General features: G+C 45.7%; 14 protein-coding genes. 7 read left to right on the top strand and 7 right to left on the bottom strand.

From position 1 onward, the window contains the following. Nucleotides 1-3: 3 nt before the first annotated feature. Genes NFI81_RS17885 through ettA form a run of 3 tightly spaced genes read right to left on the bottom strand, consistent with a single transcriptional unit; the run spans nucleotide 4 to nucleotide 3,718 of the window. A complete protein-coding gene (locus tag NFI81_RS17885) occupies nucleotides 4-600 on the bottom strand; it encodes an LOG family protein (protein ID WP_234611111.1) in 597 nt (198 codons plus the stop codon). A gap of 43 nt (nucleotides 601-643) precedes the next feature. After that, complete coding sequence (locus NFI81_RS17880; protein ID WP_234611112.1) at nucleotides 644-2,026, bottom strand: UDP-N-acetylmuramate--L-alanine ligase; 1,383 nt, start codon at nucleotides 2,024-2,026, stop codon at nucleotides 644-646. 24 nt (nucleotides 2,027-2,050) lie between these two features. Further along, a complete protein-coding gene (ettA, locus tag NFI81_RS17875) occupies nucleotides 2,051-3,718 on the bottom strand; it encodes an energy-dependent translational throttle protein EttA (protein ID WP_234611113.1) in 1,668 nt (555 codons plus the stop codon). Between the two features lie 70 nt (nucleotides 3,719-3,788). Here ettA and NFI81_RS17870 point away from each other — a divergent pair, with 70 nt between their 5' ends. Further along, a complete protein-coding gene (locus NFI81_RS17870) occupies nucleotides 3,789-5,069 on the top strand; it encodes a DUF349 domain-containing protein (RefSeq protein ID WP_234611114.1) in 1,281 nt (426 codons plus the stop codon). On the opposite strand, the gene NFI81_RS17865 is transcribed toward NFI81_RS17870, so the two are convergent. Then, nucleotides 5,059-6,087 (bottom strand): LacI family DNA-binding transcriptional regulator, encoded by a 1,029-nt coding sequence (locus NFI81_RS17865; protein ID WP_234611115.1) that lies wholly within the window; start codon nucleotides 6,085-6,087, stop codon nucleotides 5,059-5,061. The genes NFI81_RS17870 and NFI81_RS17865 overlap by 11 nt on opposite strands. A 277-nt stretch (nucleotides 6,088-6,364) precedes the next feature. Between NFI81_RS17865 and NFI81_RS17860 the strand changes: the two genes are divergently transcribed. From NFI81_RS17860 to NFI81_RS17840, 5 genes are all read left to right on the top strand, one after another. After that, entirely contained in the window at nucleotides 6,365-6,976 is a 612-nt protein-coding gene (locus tag NFI81_RS17860) for an RNA polymerase sigma-70 factor (RefSeq protein WP_082217287.1), read from the top strand. Nucleotides 6,977-6,984: 8 nt separating this feature from the next. Next, nucleotides 6,985-8,181: a mannonate dehydratase gene (gene uxuA, locus NFI81_RS17855; protein WP_234611116.1), complete on the top strand. Its 1,197-nt coding sequence runs from the start codon at nucleotides 6,985-6,987 to the stop codon at nucleotides 8,179-8,181. Next, nucleotides 8,182-9,606: a glucuronate isomerase gene (uxaC, locus tag NFI81_RS17850; RefSeq protein WP_234611117.1), complete on the top strand. Its 1,425-nt coding sequence runs from the start codon at nucleotides 8,182-8,184 to the stop codon at nucleotides 9,604-9,606. A 14-nt stretch (nucleotides 9,607-9,620) separates the two neighbouring features. After that, complete coding sequence (locus tag NFI81_RS17845) at nucleotides 9,621-10,616, top strand: sugar kinase (protein WP_234611118.1); 996 nt, start codon at nucleotides 9,621-9,623, stop codon at nucleotides 10,614-10,616. An 85-nt stretch (nucleotides 10,617-10,701) separates the two neighbouring features. Continuing rightward, nucleotides 10,702-11,367: a bifunctional 4-hydroxy-2-oxoglutarate aldolase/2-dehydro-3-deoxy-phosphogluconate aldolase gene (locus NFI81_RS17840; protein ID WP_234611119.1), complete on the top strand. Its 666-nt coding sequence runs from the start codon at nucleotides 10,702-10,704 to the stop codon at nucleotides 11,365-11,367. A 31-nt stretch (nucleotides 11,368-11,398) separates the two neighbouring features. On the opposite strand, the gene NFI81_RS17835 is transcribed toward NFI81_RS17840, so the two are convergent. Beyond that, complete coding sequence (locus NFI81_RS17835; RefSeq protein WP_234611120.1) at nucleotides 11,399-12,550, bottom strand: DUF748 domain-containing protein; 1,152 nt, start codon at nucleotides 12,548-12,550, stop codon at nucleotides 11,399-11,401. 120 nt (nucleotides 12,551-12,670) lie between these two features. Here NFI81_RS17835 and NFI81_RS17830 point away from each other — a divergent pair, with 120 nt between their 5' ends. Then, nucleotides 12,671-13,390 carry a DUF3784 domain-containing protein gene (locus tag NFI81_RS17830; RefSeq protein ID WP_234611121.1) on the top strand — a complete coding sequence of 240 codons (720 nt, stop codon included), beginning with the start codon at nucleotides 12,671-12,673 and terminating at the stop codon, nucleotides 13,388-13,390. Here the strand turns inward: NFI81_RS17830 and NFI81_RS17825 are convergent. Both NFI81_RS17825 and lon read right to left on the bottom strand, forming a co-directional pair. Further along, nucleotides 13,387-14,910, bottom strand: coding sequence for a tagaturonate reductase (locus NFI81_RS17825; RefSeq protein ID WP_234611122.1), 1,524 nt, complete (start codon nucleotides 14,908-14,910; stop codon nucleotides 13,387-13,389). The two genes, NFI81_RS17830 and NFI81_RS17825, sit on opposite strands and share 4 nt — an antisense overlap. 121 nt (nucleotides 14,911-15,031) lie before the next feature. Next, the gene (gene lon, locus NFI81_RS17820) at nucleotides 15,032-17,548 is read right to left on the bottom strand and encodes an endopeptidase La (RefSeq protein WP_234611123.1); all 2,517 of its coding nucleotides are present in this window, start codon (nucleotides 17,546-17,548) and stop codon (nucleotides 15,032-15,034) included. Nucleotides 17,549-17,584 lie beyond the last annotated feature (36 nt).

Raw genomic sequence — 17,584 nt, 5'->3', positions numbered from 1 at the left:
TAGTTAGTTATTGTCTACATATAACGACTTATCCAATGGCTTATTTTCTATGTTTTCAACACGAAATGCTTCCATTTTTTCCAAAAGGCCTACTACATTGTCCGCCACCACCAAAAGTTTTTGATTATCAGGATGTAAAAACCCTTCCTCCACCATTTTATCAAGTTGCAAAAGCAGCAGATCGTAGAATCCGTTAACATTCAGCAAGCCAACCGGTCCTTTAAAAATTTTCAGCTGCGACCAGGTCAGTATTTCAAATAATTCATCAAAAGTGCCATAGCCGCCAGGAAGCGCAATAATGCCGTCAGTAAGGGAAACCATTTTAGCCTTCCGCTCGTGCATGGTTTCTGTAAAATGGATCTCCGTTAATGTTTTATGGGCAACTTCCAGTTTAGCAAGGAAATTCGGAATGATTCCGGTTACCAGACCATTATTTTCAATAGCCCCATCTGCAACGCGGCCCATCAGGCCCATATTTCCGCCGCCATAAATCAGCCTTATGTTTCTTTTCGCCAATTCTGCGCCTAATGCATAGGCGGTTTCAGCGTAAACAGGTTTTTTGCCCGGATTAGAACCGCAGTATACGACAATTGATTGCATAAAATTCAAACTGAAAAAAGTGTAGTGTTAATGTATTGTCCTATTAATCAAGCAATTCTGTTGCCAGTGCTTTCAAGTCCAGGTCGCCGTAAGTGCCTGAGCTCATCAGAAGCAAATTGGCGTTTGTCCAAGTCAAAGACTTTAAAAAGCTAACCATTTGGGAGGAATCGGTGAAAACATTGAGATCGTCGCGCTTGAAAGCCGTGCGAATGTCTTCTTCCGAAATCGGTTCAAGACGCTTGTGCTCAACCGTTTGCGGGTTATAGTAAACAACTGCAACGTCGGCCGCCTTCAATTTTCTCCGATACTGGCTTAAAAAAGCCTTATTAAGGCTGCTGAATGTGTGAAGCTCGGCGCATGCAACCAATGTTCGGTCAGGATATTGTTCTTTTAATGCGGCGGTTGTAGCTTCCACTTTTGAAGGCGCGTGTGCAAAATCGCGGTAAATGCTCACCGTTTCGGTCTTGCCCAACAGTTCCAGGCGTTTGGATGCGCCCTTAAAACTTTGGATTGCTTCATAAAATTGGTCGTCGGTAACGCCTAGACGTTCGCAAACGGCATAAGCACCGCTGATATTTTTCATGTTATGGTTACCAAAAACCAGCACAGGAACCTCTTTGTTATCAGGCGTGATCAGGATCGTTTTGCCATCTTCAATTTTATAAGGGTGCGCGTGGTAAGGAGTGCTGACAACGTCAGCGCGCTCTTTCTGGCCGATCACATCCAGCATATCGTCGGTTTCATCAAAGATAATCCCGCCGGCTTTTGGCAAAGAATCGGCCAAAAGTTCAAATTGCTTTACGTATAATTCCCATGTGGGGAACACATTAAAATGGTCCCACGCAATGCCGCTGATCAACGCAATATGCGGCTGGTAATGCATGAATTTCGGCGTCGGGTCTAATGGTGAAGTGAAATATTCATCGCCTTCGATCACAATCAGCGGTGCTTCTTCCGAAAGTTTCACCATGTTATCAAAACCTTCGATCTGCGCACCAACCAGATAGTTGAAAATTCGCTTATGATAGTTCAAAACGTGCAGGATCATGGAAGTAATGGTCGTTTTACCATGACTTCCGGCAATTACTACGCGCTGTTTGCTCTGGCTTTGTTCAAAAATATATTCCGGATACGAATACACTTTAATGCCTAATTCCTTTGCTTTTGCCAGCTCCGGATTATCATGGCGCGCATGCATGCCCAAAATCACGGCCGTAAGATCAGCCGTGATTTTCTCAGGAAACCAGCCGGTTAAGGCAGGAAGGAGGTTGTATTTAGCCAGGCGGCTTGCGGATGGCTCGTATATTTCGTCGTCGGAGCCGGTTACTACAAATCCCTTTAAATGCAGCGCAATGGCAAGGTTGTGCATTACACTGCCACCAATTGATATAAAATGTATTTTATCCAAAGATGAAATCTGACTCATTGATAATGATTAACTGTTTCTTAACTAAGCTAATTTCTTGTATTTGATCCGCTTTGGCGTCAGATCGGAACCCATGCGTTTCTTGCGGTTTTCTTCATATTCGGAGAAATTTCCTTCAAACCAATAAACCTGAGAATCGCCTTCAAAAGCCAGGATATGCGTCGCAACACGGTCCAGGAACCACCGGTCGTGGGATATAATTACCGCGCAGCCAGCAAAGTTTTCCAAACCTTCTTCCAGTGCTCTTAATGTATTGATATCCAAATCATTGGTTGGCTCATCGAGCAAAAGCAAATTGCCACCCTCTTTCAATGTCATGGCCAAATGCACCCGGTTTCTCTCACCACCAGACAAGTTTCCGACTTTCTTTTCCTGGTCGCCGCCGCCGAAGTTGAAACGGCTCACATAGGCACGAGCGTTCGATTGCTTGCCCGCGATCATGATCCAGTCATTTCCGTCCGCAATGCTCTGGTAAACGGTTTTGGCAGGATCCAGATTATCATGTTCCTGATCCACATATGCCAGTTCCACCGTGTCGCCCACGTCAAAATGTCCTTCGAGCGGTTTCAATTGACCTGTTATGAGCTTGAAAAGTGTCGTCTTACCCGCACCGTTGGGCCCGATAATGCCGACAATCCCGTTCGGTGGCAATGCAAAGTTTAGGTTTTCATACAAAAGCCTGTCGCCAAAGCCCATGGAAACATTATGCGCTTCAATCACCTTATTCCCAAGACGAGGTCCTGCGGGAATGAAGATCTCCAATTTTTCCTCTTTCTCGCGGCCTTCTTCACCCAACAAGCGCTCGTAAGCACCCAAACGGGCTTTGGATTTGGCCTGGCGTCCTTTCGCGCCCATGCGCACCCATTCCAGCTCGCGCTGCAATGTTTTCTGACGTTTCGACTCTGTTTTTTCTTCTTTTTTCAGGCGTTCCTGCTTTTGTTCAAGCCAGGAAGTATAATTTCCTTTCCATGGAATGCCTTCGCCGCGGTCCAGTTCGAGGATCCAGCCAGCGACATTATCCAGGAAGTAACGATCGTGGGTAACGGCAATAACGGTTCCTTTATATTGTCTCAAATGCTCTTCCAGCCATAAAACCGATTCGGCATCCAAGTGGTTGGTAGGCTCATCCAGGAGCAGTACATCAGGCTGACGAAGCAAAAGCCGGCACAATGCAACCCTACGTTTTTCACCACCCGAAAGCGTCGAAACCAATGTATCTGAGGGCGGGCAACGCAGCGCGTCCATCGCGATTTCCAACCTGTTATCCAGGTTCCATGCGTCTGTCGAATCCAGCTTTTCCTGCACTTCCCCCTGACGTTCAAGGAGTTTGTCAAAATCTGCATCCTCCTCGCCAAATGCCTCATTGATCTTGTCATACTCCTTCAAAAGGTCAACAATTTCCTGAACTCCTTCTTCTACAACCTCTCTTACAGTTTTGGTCGCGTCTAGTTTGGGTTCTTGTTCAAGCATTCCGACCGAATAGCCCGGAGAAAAAACCACGTCTCCCTGAATATCCTTATCAATTCCTGCTATAACGCGTAAAAGCGTTGATTTACCTGATCCGTTTAAACCTAAAACCCCGATTTTAGCACCATAAAAAAAGGATAAATAGATGTTTTTAATGATATGCCGGTTAGGAGGAATGATTTTGTTAACCCCCGACATTGAGAAAATAATGGTTTCGTTACTCATTTTTTGTTTAATTTGTGCGTAACAAATATCGTTATTATCCCTACACTTAGCAGATAAAAAAATTGAAAGAATGGAAAATGCCACGTTGAATGATGAATACGGCTATGTTAAAGACAGCAAAGTATTTTTAAAGGGGTATTTGGAATTCCCCGACCGGCAAATTGGAGAAGTAAAGAGAACAGAGCAGGAAGCGATTGATTATTTTAAAAATCGTTTTAATATCGTTCTGAACAAAGTGGAGCAGTTGGAACAAGAAATAGATGAGGCACTTAACAAGGGTTCTTATCTGACCAAGCTAATCCAGCTTCAACGTAAGCTTAAAGGTTTTGATGCACTCGGGGACTTTGTTCCGTTGTTGCAAAGACTGGAAGAGAAAGAGGAATATCTGAAAGGTTTGATCGAAGTTAATCAACTTAAAAACCTGGAAATCAAACGCGCATTGATCGAAGATGTGAAAGTGGCAGCGGCTATTGAAGATTACACCGCAGCAACGGATCAGATTCAGGAGATAAAAGCCAAATGGATTCGCACAGGGCCCGTTGAGAAAGAATATCAGGAAGAAGTTGAAACAACATTTCAAACCATCCTGGACGATTTCTTCCAACGCAGAAGGGATTATTTCGATGAACAGAACAAAATCAATCAGTTCCGTATAGAAGAGTACGAAAAGCTGATCAAGATCACCAAAACGCTCAGCTATTCACGTGATCTTGACGATGCTTATCAGAAAGCAAGGGAAGTGCGCAACGCCTGGAACAACATCGGAGAAGTGCCACCAAAGCGCTTTTTCAAGGTGAATAAGGCTTACAGGCACTTTTTGAAATTGTTTTATGACAAATACAATCTGGCCAAGGGAATTGAGCCGAAAGTACGCGTTGACCCACGGATCGTTGAGCAGCAGAAACTACTTCAACAAGCCGAAACATTGCTTCGCTCGCCAGACATTATTGAAGCTTCGCAGGAAGCAAAAGTGCTTTTGAGCAAATGGAAGGAAATCAAAATTCCTTTCAAAATGGCAGATAAAGAGCTTGCGGAACGTTTCAGAATGGTTTGTGACAAGATATTTGAACTTAGTTATCTTGCCCGTGTCATCAGCCGTAAATATCCGGCATTCGAAATGAAAAGCCCTGAGGAGCAGCTCAGAACGAAATACAGAGAGCTGGAATGGCTTGCGAAACGCGAAAAAAGTGACCTGGAATTTGCTATACTTGAATTTGACCGGACAGCAACTGGCGATCCTGAGCAAGATAAGCAGGCAGCCGGCCGCATCAACATTCAGAAGCGGAAAGTACAGATGAAAGAAAAGATCCTTTCAGAGTTCGAAAGAAAGCTGAAGACGATTACCGGGTAACCCGCATTGAAGATTTATTAATTACAAGATTTGAAGGCAATACCCTGGTCTCATATTCGGCCGGGGTATTTTTGCTTTCGATCAGATCCAGAAGCAGTGACGTAGCCTGCTGACCCATTTCAAAAGATGGCTGTGTCACCGAGCTGACCGGCGGATCAAGTAATGATGACATCGCCAGATCGCAGAAACCTACCACCGCAACGTCGTCCGGCATACGGTAACCAAGCTGTCGCAGCGCCCAGTGGATGCCCATGGTGATGCGGTCACTTGCTCCAAAGATCGCATCGGGGCGCTCGCGTAATGCCATGAGCTGGTAAGTGCGCTCTGTTCCGCCGGATTGCGTTATTTCGCTGTGCAAGACCCATTCTTCTTTAAAATCAATGTCGTATTTCCGTAAAGCATCCTTATAACCTTCCAAACGAAAGCGGGTGATGGAAACGGGCTTGGGGCCTGCAATATGCGCAATTCGTTTGCAGCCTCTCTTAATAAGGTGTTCCGTAGCTTCAAATGCGCCCTTATAGTCATCTACACGCACCTTATGCGTCTGCATAGCATCACTTACCCGATCAAAAAACACGACCGGAATGCCTTGTTCCTGCAAAGACACAAAATGATCAATGTTCTCCGACTGGCTGGAAATGGCTACAATGAGGCCGTCAACGCGCCGGGAAGCAATGTGCCGTGAGGCCGACCGTTCCCTTTCGAGTAGTTCATGGCTTTGGTAGATCATTGTATGGTAACCCCTGCTGTACGCGATGTCCTCTACGCCGCCGATGGCGGATGAGTAAAACCGGTTCGCAATGTCAGGCACGATCACGCCAATCGTCTGCGTGCGGTTTTTGAGCAAGCTGATCGCTATGGGATTGGGGTAATAATTAAGTTTTTCCGCCAGCTCGATGACCTTATTTTTCGTCTCTTCACTGATTTCGCTGCTGTCACGCAGTGCCCGCGACACGGTTGATTTCGAAATGTTGAGCTGCCTGGCAATTTCTTTAATGGTGATAGAGACCTTTTTCATGGAGCAGTATGGGAATAATACAATTGCAACAATTTGTATAAAGAATGCGCTAATTCCGGTTTGTTGCACAAATTACAAAGTATGCACCAAGTTCCGGGAAAAATTACGGAAACGGGAACGGTTCCGGGAACGGTTGCGTAGATTTATTGATTTTTTTCAAGATTATATTTTGTGTATCAACGAACCAATGGTTAAACTAGGTTCATTGTTGACGAGGCCAGTGCACCTCACACCACTACTAATCCTGGAAATTTTCTATAATTAACCTAGCTCATTAATGGAAGCAAAATCATTTACCAACACCCTACCATCTGCCCATTCCCAGAAAAGTGCTTTGGAAAATTTATTTGGCAAAGTGGTGGCAACCGGAGATTACCATGCTTTTCGTGAATTGTTTACACATCATTACAGATCTCTTTGTAATTATGCAATGCGTGTGGTGATTACACGGGAGATTGCGGAGGAAGTTGTTTCTGATGTGTTTGTAAAACTTTGGAAAAATCGCGAGCAGATTGAAGTGCATACTTCGTTTCAGGCTTACATTTACAGAGCAGTGAGAAATCAGGCGCTGGATTACCTGAAACTCAGGATCCACCGGCAGAATGAGCGGGAATCGCTGGATTCGGTGCAGTGGAATATGTCTCACGCAGATCATTTTTCGCCTGTTGAGGAACTGACTTTCAATGAGTTTTTCGATCACGTGGAAGGATGCATTCAGGCTTTGCCAAGGCAATGTCAGATCATTTTCCGTCTCAGCCGCGAAGAAGGCCTGCGTTATCGCGACATTGCGGAAAAGCTTGAAATTTCAGTCAAAACAGTGGAAACACAAATGAGCCGGGCTTTGAAAGTCTTGCGCGAACGCGTTCCCGAACATAGGTTAGTAGCATAATTATAACAATGGCATTAGAACAAACATGGCGTTGGTTTGGCCCCAATGACCCCGTAACATTACAGGACGTCCGCCAGGCAGGAGCAACAGGAATCGTAACAGCATTACACCATATCCGTAACGGGGAGGTGTGGGAAATCGCTGAAATAAAGGCACGTAAGGAAATGATCGAACAAGCCGGGCTGACGTGGTCGGTGGTGGAAAGTGTTCCGGTGCATGAAGCGATCAAAACCCGGACCGGCGATTTTGAACGATATATAAAAAATTACCAGCAAACCTTAGTGAATTTGGGCGCATGCGGCATAGACACCGTCTGTTACAATTTCATGCCCATTCTGGACTGGACCAGAACCGATCTGGACGCGCCTATGAAGGATGGGTCAACAGGTTTGCGATTTGATGCAACACATTTTGCAGCTTTTGATCTTTATCTTTTAAAAAGACCTGAAGCGCAGGAAATATACAGCGACGAACAAAAGAAAAAAGCCAGAAACTGGCTGGATAACGCGGAAGAGGCAGCAGTTACGAAGCTGGTAAGGAACATTATCGCAGGTTTACCCGGGTCGGAAGAGAGCTTCACCATTGAAGAATTCAGGACTGCATTGAGTGCATATGCGCATGTAGGTGATCTTGAATTGAGGACGCATTTGTATCAATTCATTCAGGCCATAGCGCCCGTGGCCGCAGAGGCTGGTGTGAGGCTGGCGATTCATCCGGATGATCCTCCGTATCCTATTTTAGGACTTCCAAGAGTGGTAAGCACAGAGAATGATGCATTGTTATTGTTGGAAGCATATGATAATGAGGCCAATGGCATCTGCTTTTGCACGGGTTCCTATGGCGTAAGACCGGATAATGATCTAAGCGGCATGGTGGACAGACTGGGCAACCGCATTCATTTCATCCATTTGCGGGCAACGAAGAGAGAACACGACGGAAGTTTCTACGAGGCGGATCATTTGGACGGGGACGTGGACATGTATCATGTCATGAAAGCATTGCTTACCGAGCAAAAACGACGCATTGAAGCTGGTAGGACAGATTTAAGAATGCCATTCCGCCCGGATCACGGTCACAGAATGCTCGACGATCTGTCCGGCACAAAAAGAACAAATCCGGGATACACCGCCATCGGCCGCCTGCGCGGACTGGCTGAGTTGCGTGGATTGGAATATGCTATTGAGAGAAGTTATCCGAACAAATAAATGACAACAATCGCTACTGCACAAAAGACATTCATATCGGACGATTTTCTGCTTCGTTCGGAAACTGCGCGCGTTCTTTATCATGATTATGCCAAAGAAATGCCGATCATTGATTATCACTGCCACCTTCCTCCCGATCAGATCGCGGCGGATAAGCAGTTCGAGAATATCACGCAGATCTGGCTGTATGGTGATCATTACAAATGGCGGGCAATGCGTGCAAATGGCATTAACGAGCGCTTTTGTACAGGTGATGCGAGCGATTGGGAAAAATTTGAGCAGTGGGCGATTACCGTGCCTTACACCATGCGTAACCCGCTGTATCATTGGACACACCTTGAATTGCTGCGCTATTTCGACATTGATATTTTATTAAATAAAGATTCGGCAAGGGAGATTTATGAAGAATGTTCGGCAAAACTGAAACAGCCTGATTTTTCTGTAAAAAACCTTTTAAAACGGATGAATGTGAAGATCATCTGCACAACGGATGATCCAACTGACTCGCTTTCTAACCATCAATTGATCAAAGACAGCGGGTTTGACATTAAAGTGCTGCCCACTTTCCGCCCGGACAAGGCCATGTTACTCATCGACTCGCCCGAGGAATTTAACCAATATCTCTCCAAGCTTGGCGAGACTTCGGGCGTGGGAGAAATCACCACATATGAGAGCCTCTTAGCCGCATTGCAGAACCGCCACGATTTTTTTGCATCCATGGGTGGCAAGCTTTCCGATCACGGTTTGGAGCACATTTACGCAACATTCGACGAAGAAGCCGCGAAACAAGCATTTACAGCTGCCCGAAATGGCCAGCTTCCCAGTGACTTGCAGCGCGAAGCATTTAAATCAATGGTCCTTTTTGAAACGGCAAAAATGGATCACGCAAAAACCTGGACGCAACAGTTCCACCTGGGCGCATTGCGTAACAACAATGCGCGTATGCTGCGTGAACTTGGCCCGGATACAGGCTGGGATTCTATCGGCGATTACAGCCAGGCGCAGGCTATGTCCAGGTTTTTCAACAAACTGGATTCAACGGATCAGCTTGCTAAAACAATTCTTTACAACCTCAATCCGGCCGATAATGAAGTGCTTGCCACGATGACAGGCAATTATAATGATGGCACCATTGCTGGCAAAATGCAGTTTGGCTCTGGCTGGTGGTATCTGGATCAGAAAGACGGAATGGAACGCCAGATGAACGCATTGTCCAATATGGGCTTATTGAGCCGTTTTGTAGGCATGCTCACCGACTCGCGCAGTTTCTTATCTTATCCGCGCCACGAATATTTCCGCAGGATTCTTTGCAACATAATTGGTAATGATGTCGAAAACGGTGAGCTTCCTAATGATATCCAATGGCTCGGAAAACTTGTAGAAGACATTTCTTATCGGAATGCAAGTAATTATTTCGGATTTTAGGTAGGTTTACGGTTATGGCTCAAATAGTTTCTTTTGGAGAAGTCCTTATGCGGCTTTCTACACCAGGTTTTTCCCGTTTTGAACAAGCACGTCAACTGAATGTCACTTATGCCGGCGGAGAAGCGAATGTCTCCACGGCATTGGCTTATTGGGGACATCATACGGCCCACGTAACCCGCTTCCCCGACTCGCCGATTGGCAGGGCTGCGGCACAATATCTTCATTTTCATGGTGTTGATGTTTCCCATATCATTTACGGAGGCCCCAGAATGGCTGTTTATTTCCTGGAAACAGGTGCAGCATTGCGCGGCAGTCAGATCGTTTACGACAGGGCTAATTCGTCATTAGCAGAAATAGATCCGAAAGAAATTGATTGGGAAAGCATTTTGAAAGATGCCAAATGGTTTCATTGGGCGGGCATTACACCGGCACTTTCGCAGGGAGCAGCAGATGCGCTTCTGGATGGCATTAAAGCAGCCAGAAAATTAGGACTTACCGTTTCAGGGGATATTTTTTACCGGGCCAATTTGTGGAAATACGGTAAAAAACCATCCGACATCCTGCCTGAACTGACCGCCGGAACTGACATTGTTATTGCAAACAGCGAAAATATAAAGGAGATTTTTGGCATTGAAGGAAACGATTTTGTTGAATCGTGCGTCAATTTACAGAAGGCATATCCGCAAGTAAAGACGATTGTTGATACAAAACGGACATCCATCAGTGCTTCCCACAACCTGCTAAGGGCATATCTCTGGAACGGAAAAGAGCTTTTGGAGACAGCCGACACAGAAATCAACCCGATTATTGACAGAGTTGGTGGCGGAGACGCATTCATAGCCGGTTTGATCCACGGATTGATTACTTTTAATGATCAGCAAAAGGCACTGGAATTTGGTGTTGCGGCTTCGGCTTTGAAACATACTATTGAAGGGGACGCACTGATATCCACTATTCAGGAAGTTGAAGCGATCAGGCAGGGAGAGACTTCCGGCCGGATCAAGCGTTAATGCGGGGTGCGCAATCCGGGGTGCGTAATCCGAATACACTGGTGGTTGATATAGAGCCTGGTTGCTGTTTCAAATAACAAATAATATGGATAAGGAAACGACATTAAAACTATTAAATCAGGTTGGCGTCCTGCCTCTGTTTTATCATAGTGACATAGAAATTGCCAAGGAGGTGATCAACGCCAGTTATCGCGGCGGAGCGCGGGCATTTGAATTTACAAACCGCGGCGAAAACGCATTCACCGTATTTACTGAACTGGTTGCTTACACGAAGGAAAGCCTGCCGGGATTGTCCATGGGAATCGGCACGATCTACGATGCGGAAACTGCGCAGAAATTTATAGATGCCGGAACCGATTTCATTGTTACGCCCTGTCTCAACCCGGCGGTTGGCTATGCGTGTGCAAAGGCAAATATCCCGTGGATTCCGGGTGTATCAACATTAACAGAAATCTATAATGCACAACAGGCCGGGGCTGAGGTCGTAAAGCTTTTTCCCGGCGATGTTGTAGGATCCAAGTTTATCAAAGCGATCCGCGGGCCTATGCCTAATGTGAAGATCATGGTCACAGGAGGCGTGCAGCCCACTGCCGAAAGCATCAATGAATGGTTCGGAGCAGGCGCTTATGCGGTTGGCTTGGGATCGAATTTATTTCCGAAAGACATTATTGCAGATGGCAACTATGCCTGGATAGAGCAGAAAGTTGCCGAAAGCATTGCATTGGTTACCAAATTCAGGGAAGCCAATTGATATTTAGCTTTAACATTACCAAAAGCGGAACTTAATCTTTTTTACGTTCCGCTTTTTTGCGTTCACGCTTCTCCTTCCGCGCTTCACGTTTTTCCTTACGCTTTTCTTTCCGGTCCTTGCGCACTTCCTTAATAGTGTCCTTCACACTCATTGACGAGTCGTATTCGGCCTTAAATGCTTCCACGTAAGCATTACGCAGTACATTGATAATGATTGGCCAGAGATCGGTGGAAATGTCGCCGACAGTTCCTTTTAGGGGAATCCGCGTAGCAACCTGGTCTTTCTTTTTATTTTCCAGAAGAAAAGCGCCGCCTTCTGCCAGCAGCTCACGAAAGAACTGGCTTACATTCCGGTTCTCCTCTTTCATCTTGAAGATCTTCATATCCTTGGTAAGCGGCTTGAGATAACCTTCAAGCTTGCCGTCGACCATTCTCATTTCACTTACAAGGCTCATTGTCCCTTGTTCAAAATCCAGGTTTCCATATTGGCGCGACAGGCTGTTGAGCTTCACCAGTTGCAGATCTTTCAGGCTCATATTATAATCGAAATCCGGGATTTGTTTCAACAGCAGCATATTAGCAGTGAACAACATGGTTCCGCCAAAGCCGGGGAGATCACCTGTAGCTTTCACAGGTGATGGTAAGGCCTTGCCCTTTTCCTCCACATTACGAATATTCTCGATTTCCAGCTGGAAATTGTTTAAGGTTAGGTCCGTCTTCGGTTGACTTACAATGCTCGTGAGGTCTACCTTGCCGTCAATAATTTCAAAACGGTTTATTTCAATGGGCAAAAGATCCTTGATAACCTTCGTCCAGTCATTTTCTGCACCTGTCTGACTTCCTTCTTCGCTGCTGCTGAACGCAAAGTTGATCTCTGGATTGTAGCATTCCACTTTGCTCACGAGCTTTCCTTTCAGTAATGATTCCCATTGCACCGAAAGATCCATCTTGGGGATCAGGATGAAAGGCTCTTTAATTTTTCCGTTGACTTTCCGGATATTCATGCCGTCGATCTGGTAAGCGCCCCGGATCAGATGAATGTCCACATCTTCGATACGACCGGTGTAACCATTCATGTCAGCAAGAACTTTGTTCACATAACGCACCACAAAATAGGGCAGCAGCAAGCGGGCGATTATCAGAATAATCACTATTCCTATCAATATTTTTACAGATCTTTTCACGTTTATATAGTAAAAATCGGGTTAACTGGATTTTGAGTTTCAGGGTGTTGAAAGTCAAAAATGATGCCAATGATTTTTTTGCCCAATTTGCAAGTGTTATACCCTCAATTTCATCAGCATATGTTTACCGCCGCAATCGTTCTTGCTATCATTTTTACGTCACTCGGCTTCATCGTGACTGCCAGTAATGCGAAGTACATTTTATCAGGTTACAACACCATGTCCGAAGCCGACCGCGCCAAGATGGATATCGTTGGTTATGTCAGGTTTTTCAAGAGATTTCACATTTTCCTGGGTTTATCGCTGATCACAGGCTTTCTGATCCTGACTTTGCTCAACAATAACTGGGCAGGTTCCTTTATCATTATTTATCCGCTGCTGGCTTATGTTTTTTTAATTGCAAAAGGCAACAAATACTATCGCGGAACCAAAGGGCAGCGATCGGGCACTTATGTGGGAATGGCCATTTTGCTGGTCATTATCGCGGGGATTTCCACACAACTTTATTCCAGCCTGCAGGACAGCAAGCTTATATTTACGGACAATAGCATGGAAATTAAGGGAATGTACGGTCTCACACTGAGCAAAGCCGACATTGCCAAAATCGAACTTGTGCCGGAATTGCCGCCTATATCTTATAAATCAAACGGCTTTGCGGCAGGCGATTTTGCGAAAGGGAATTTTAAGACCAAGGACGGACGCACGATCAAGTTATTTGTTAATAAAAAAATAAATCCGTTTCTGTTTATTACAACAAAAACGGATCAGATCTATTACAGCTCCAACGAAATTGCTTCGCAGGCTCTTTATGATAAATTAAGGCTTTGGAGCGCTAACTAAATATCCAGTTTGGGAGCATCCGCGCCAGGAACAATGCGTAATGTTTCCAGTGCATCCGGTTCAACCATATGCGCATTTACAGCATCCAGGAATCCGGGAAGTTGTGTCAAATCGGTATCCCAAAGTGAGGTATCGGACATTACTTTGCTCGCCAGATCCAATGGCGAAGCTGCCGCCTGCCACATTTCATCAAAATAAGGAGCCGCATCGCAGCGGATTGGGTATGATTGCCCCTCGCGGTCGCCATAGTAAGCGCCATCCTTATGCACAACAGGCTTCATAAATCTCAGGAATGCAGCAAAACCTTTCGCGAAAAGCTGGGGTACGTGTTCCGATTTTTCGTAATGACTGAGCAACGTAGGAATGTTGCGCATTCTCATTTTAGCCGTGTATTGCACCGTAATGTCGATCAATTGATGGCGAATAAACGGGTTACGGAAACGGTCCAGAACCTGATTACCAAATTCCTGCGCCCGCGCCGGATCCACCGGATAGGGGATCGCCGGGGCGAGTTCCTGCAACATTACATTTGCAATAAATGCGGCCATTTCAGGATTTTCCATGCTTTCGCTCACCGTATCCAGGCCGCTAAGGAAGCACAGCCCGCAGGCAAGCGTATGCGTGCCGTTGAGCAAGCGCAGTTTTAATTCCCTGTATAAATCAATGTCCGGTTCAATGACAACGCCCTTATCCGCTTCTGCAAAGCTCAGCACAGAACGCACGTGCTCGCTTCCTTCAATGGCCCACAATCGATAAACCTCCGAAACAATGAATAAATCGTCCTGATAACCCTGTTGCTCGGAAATGGCCGCTATGGTTTCCGCATCCGGTTTTCCGGGAACGATCCTGTCGACAAGCGAACTGCAGAAGTGGTTATGCGCTTCCAGCCACTGTATAAATGTTTCATCAAGATTATGGCGTTTGGCTTGTTCAAAAACAATGTCCCGGAGCTTCTGGCCGCTATTCACGATCAGTTCCGTGGGGACGATCACCAGGCCCGACTCGGCACTTCCACCAAATGTTTTGAAACGCTCAAACAGATAAGCCGTCAGTTTCCCGGGATAGGAAGTAGGCGGACTCGCGAAAATATCATCCTCGGTTAGTTGAATGCCGACTTCCGTAGTGTTTGAAATCACAATTCGTAAATCCGCATTATGCGCACATTGCAAAATTTCCGCCCAATTACTGTTTGCCGATATGGTCCTGCTGATCGCACTGTTAATCACCAGCTTATCCACCTGGTTTCCATCCTCGATCCCGCGTATGCTGTGCGAAAAAATGTTTTGTTGTGATGCAAAAGCATCCGTCCCGCCGCTGTTCGTGGATTTTACAACTACGATCCTGCCATTGAATATTCCCTGCTGATTGGCTTTGTTTACAAAATAATCGGGTAAGCCGCGTAACAGCACACCGGTGCCAAACTGTATGATTTTCTCAGGCAGCGCAAGGAGGTTTCTATGGTTAGACAAAAGATCTGGACGCTGATCCAATAATTCTGGCGAAAGCTGCGGTAGGGACATTTTAGTAATGAATAGTTGTTAATATCTGGACGTGTTTTTGAATTACAAACCCTTAAGCAAAAAAGACGCCTGAGGGCGCCTTTTTTGCAATCTAAATTTATTATTTATTTAAAAACGTTAATCAGACGTCCAAAGTCACATATCCGCTTTCTTCTTTTTCTTTTTTCTCTTCTGGAAATATAAATTTCGTTGCATTTTTTACCTTTTCAGGCAGCAATGCATATTCCAGCACTTCGTCAATCTGATCCACATAATGGAACGACAGATCCTTGATATAATTGGCTGGTACTTCTTCCACATCCTTGCGGTTTTTCACGCAAAGAATAATTTCCTTCACACCCGCCCGACGTGCAGCCAGGATTTTCTCCTTCACACCGCCCACTGGCAAAACTTTGCCTCTTAACGTGATCTCACCCGTCATCGCAATGAACGGTTTTACCCGGCGCTGCGTAAAGATGGAAGCCATAGAAGTAACCATCGTCACACCGGCAGAAGGGCCGTCTTTTGGCACCGCGCCGGCAGGCACATGTACGTGAAGGTCATAATGGTTAAAGATCCTGTAATCGATGCCCAGGCGGTCTGCATTCGCTTTCAGATAAGACAATGCCGCCACTGCAGATTCTTTCATTACATCACCAAGTTGCCCGGATAATGTAAGGTTTCCTTTTCCTCGGCTTAGGCTGGTTTCGATAAAAAGAATTTCACCGCCCACCGAAGTCCAGGCCAAACCAGTGACCACGCCTGCAAAATCATTATCCTGATACAGATCTTTGTCAAAAATCTCTGCTCCCAGATATTTTTCGATTTGCTCTGCCTTAATGGTTTTTGGATAATCCTGCTCCATCGCAACCGATTTCGCAATTTTGCGGACAACCGATCCTATCTTTTGCTCCAAATTCCGAACGCCGGATTCTCTTGTATATCCTTCAATGATCTTCGTTAACGCCGCATCGTCGATTTTGATGTCGGTCGATTTGAGGCCGTGGTCTTTGCGTTGCTTTGGAACGAGATAACGTTTTGCGATCTGCAATTTCTCTTCGATCGTATAACCCGTCATTTCAATGATCTCCATCCGGTCGCGCAGGGCGGGGTGGATGGTGTCGAGTGCATTGGCTGTTGCTACAAACAGAACCTTGGAGAGATCGTACTCAACTTCCAGGTAATTGTCTGTAAATGAAGAGTTTTGCTCAGGATCAAGCACTTCCAGCAATGCGGACGAAGGATCGCCGCGGTAGTCGGAGCTTACTTTATCAATTTCATCCAGAATAAAGACAGGATTTGCAAAACCCGCTTTTTTAATGTTCTGAATGATTTTCCCCGGCATCGCGCCGATATATGTCTTTCTGTGACCCCGGATTTCCGCTTCATCATGCACGCCACCGAGCGCCATTCTGATGTATTCGCGGTTTAATGCTTTGGCAATAGACCTTCCCAATGAAGTTTTACCAACTCCCGGAGGGCCATACAGGCAAAGGATCGGTGCTTTCAAATTGCCTTTCAGCTTCAAAACAGCCAGATATTCAATGATCCGCTCCTTTACTTTTTCCAGACCGAAATGATCGGCGTCCAGCACTTTTTGCGCACGGACCAGGTCAAAATTGTCTTTGGTATATTGCCCCCAGGGCAGATCCACAAGCATTTCAAGGTAATTCATGGTCACCGGATATTCAGGTGCCATCGGATTAATGCGTTGCAACTTGGTCAGTTCTTTTTCAAAATGCCCCCGCACGGTATCCGACCATTTTTTCTGGCTTGCTTTCAGGCGGATTTCGTCCAAATCACGTTCCGGGCTGTCCATTCCGAGCTCGTCGTGCAGGACTTTTATTTGTTGTCTGAGGAAATAATCGCGTTGCTGCTGATCAATGTCAGAGCTCGCTTTGGTTTGAATTTCCCTCTTTAATTCCAGCATTTCGATCTCCCGCATCATGTATTGCAGCAGAAGCGTCGCTTGCCTGTGACCGTTTCTTTCTTCCAGCAGTTTTTGCTTGTCGGCAACCTCCACATTAATATTTGAAGAAAGGAAATGGATCAGAAAAATGGGGCTTTCAATGTTATCCAACGCAATCCGCGCTTCCTGAGGAATTTCGGGATTAAGGCGCATGATCTTGTGCGCGCCGTCGCGTAATGATTGCAAAAGAGCTTTCGATTCTTTCTTCGTAGGGCCAACAAACGAATCATCGATGGCTTTTACCAAAGCAGTCAGATAAGGCTCTTCGTGCAAAATAGTTTTGATCTCAAAACGCTGCCTTCCCTGCACGATAATGGTCACATTTCCATCCGGTAATGTGATCATTTTCAGTATCTGGGCAACCGTTCCAACATTATAAAGATCCTCAGCGGTAGGGTCTTCCTTGTTCGGAATCGCCTGAGTAACAGCACCTAATATGCGTTGATTGATATCCGAATTCCTGTATATCTTTTTAACTAACCGAATGGCTTTCTGACGCACAACGGTTACGGGTATTACCATTCCGGGGAAAAGCACTGTTTGCCTGATTGGCAGTATCGCAAGTTCTTCAGGGAGTTCAAAAGGCTCGTCGGAGCCATCAGGGCCACCAAGAGGGACAATTTCAAGGCTATCCATATCCGAATCGGACATGAGCAGCCGACTATATAAGTCAGAAGGTTCAAATTTCATAGGCGTTCTGTCAAATTGACAGATATTCTTTTCCCA

It is taken from the genome of Dyadobacter fanqingshengii (assembly GCF_023822005.2).
Lineage (GTDB): Bacteria > Bacteroidota > Bacteroidia > Cytophagales > Spirosomataceae > Dyadobacter > Dyadobacter fanqingshengii.
This window is presented reverse-complemented; position numbering and strand designations above follow the sequence as displayed.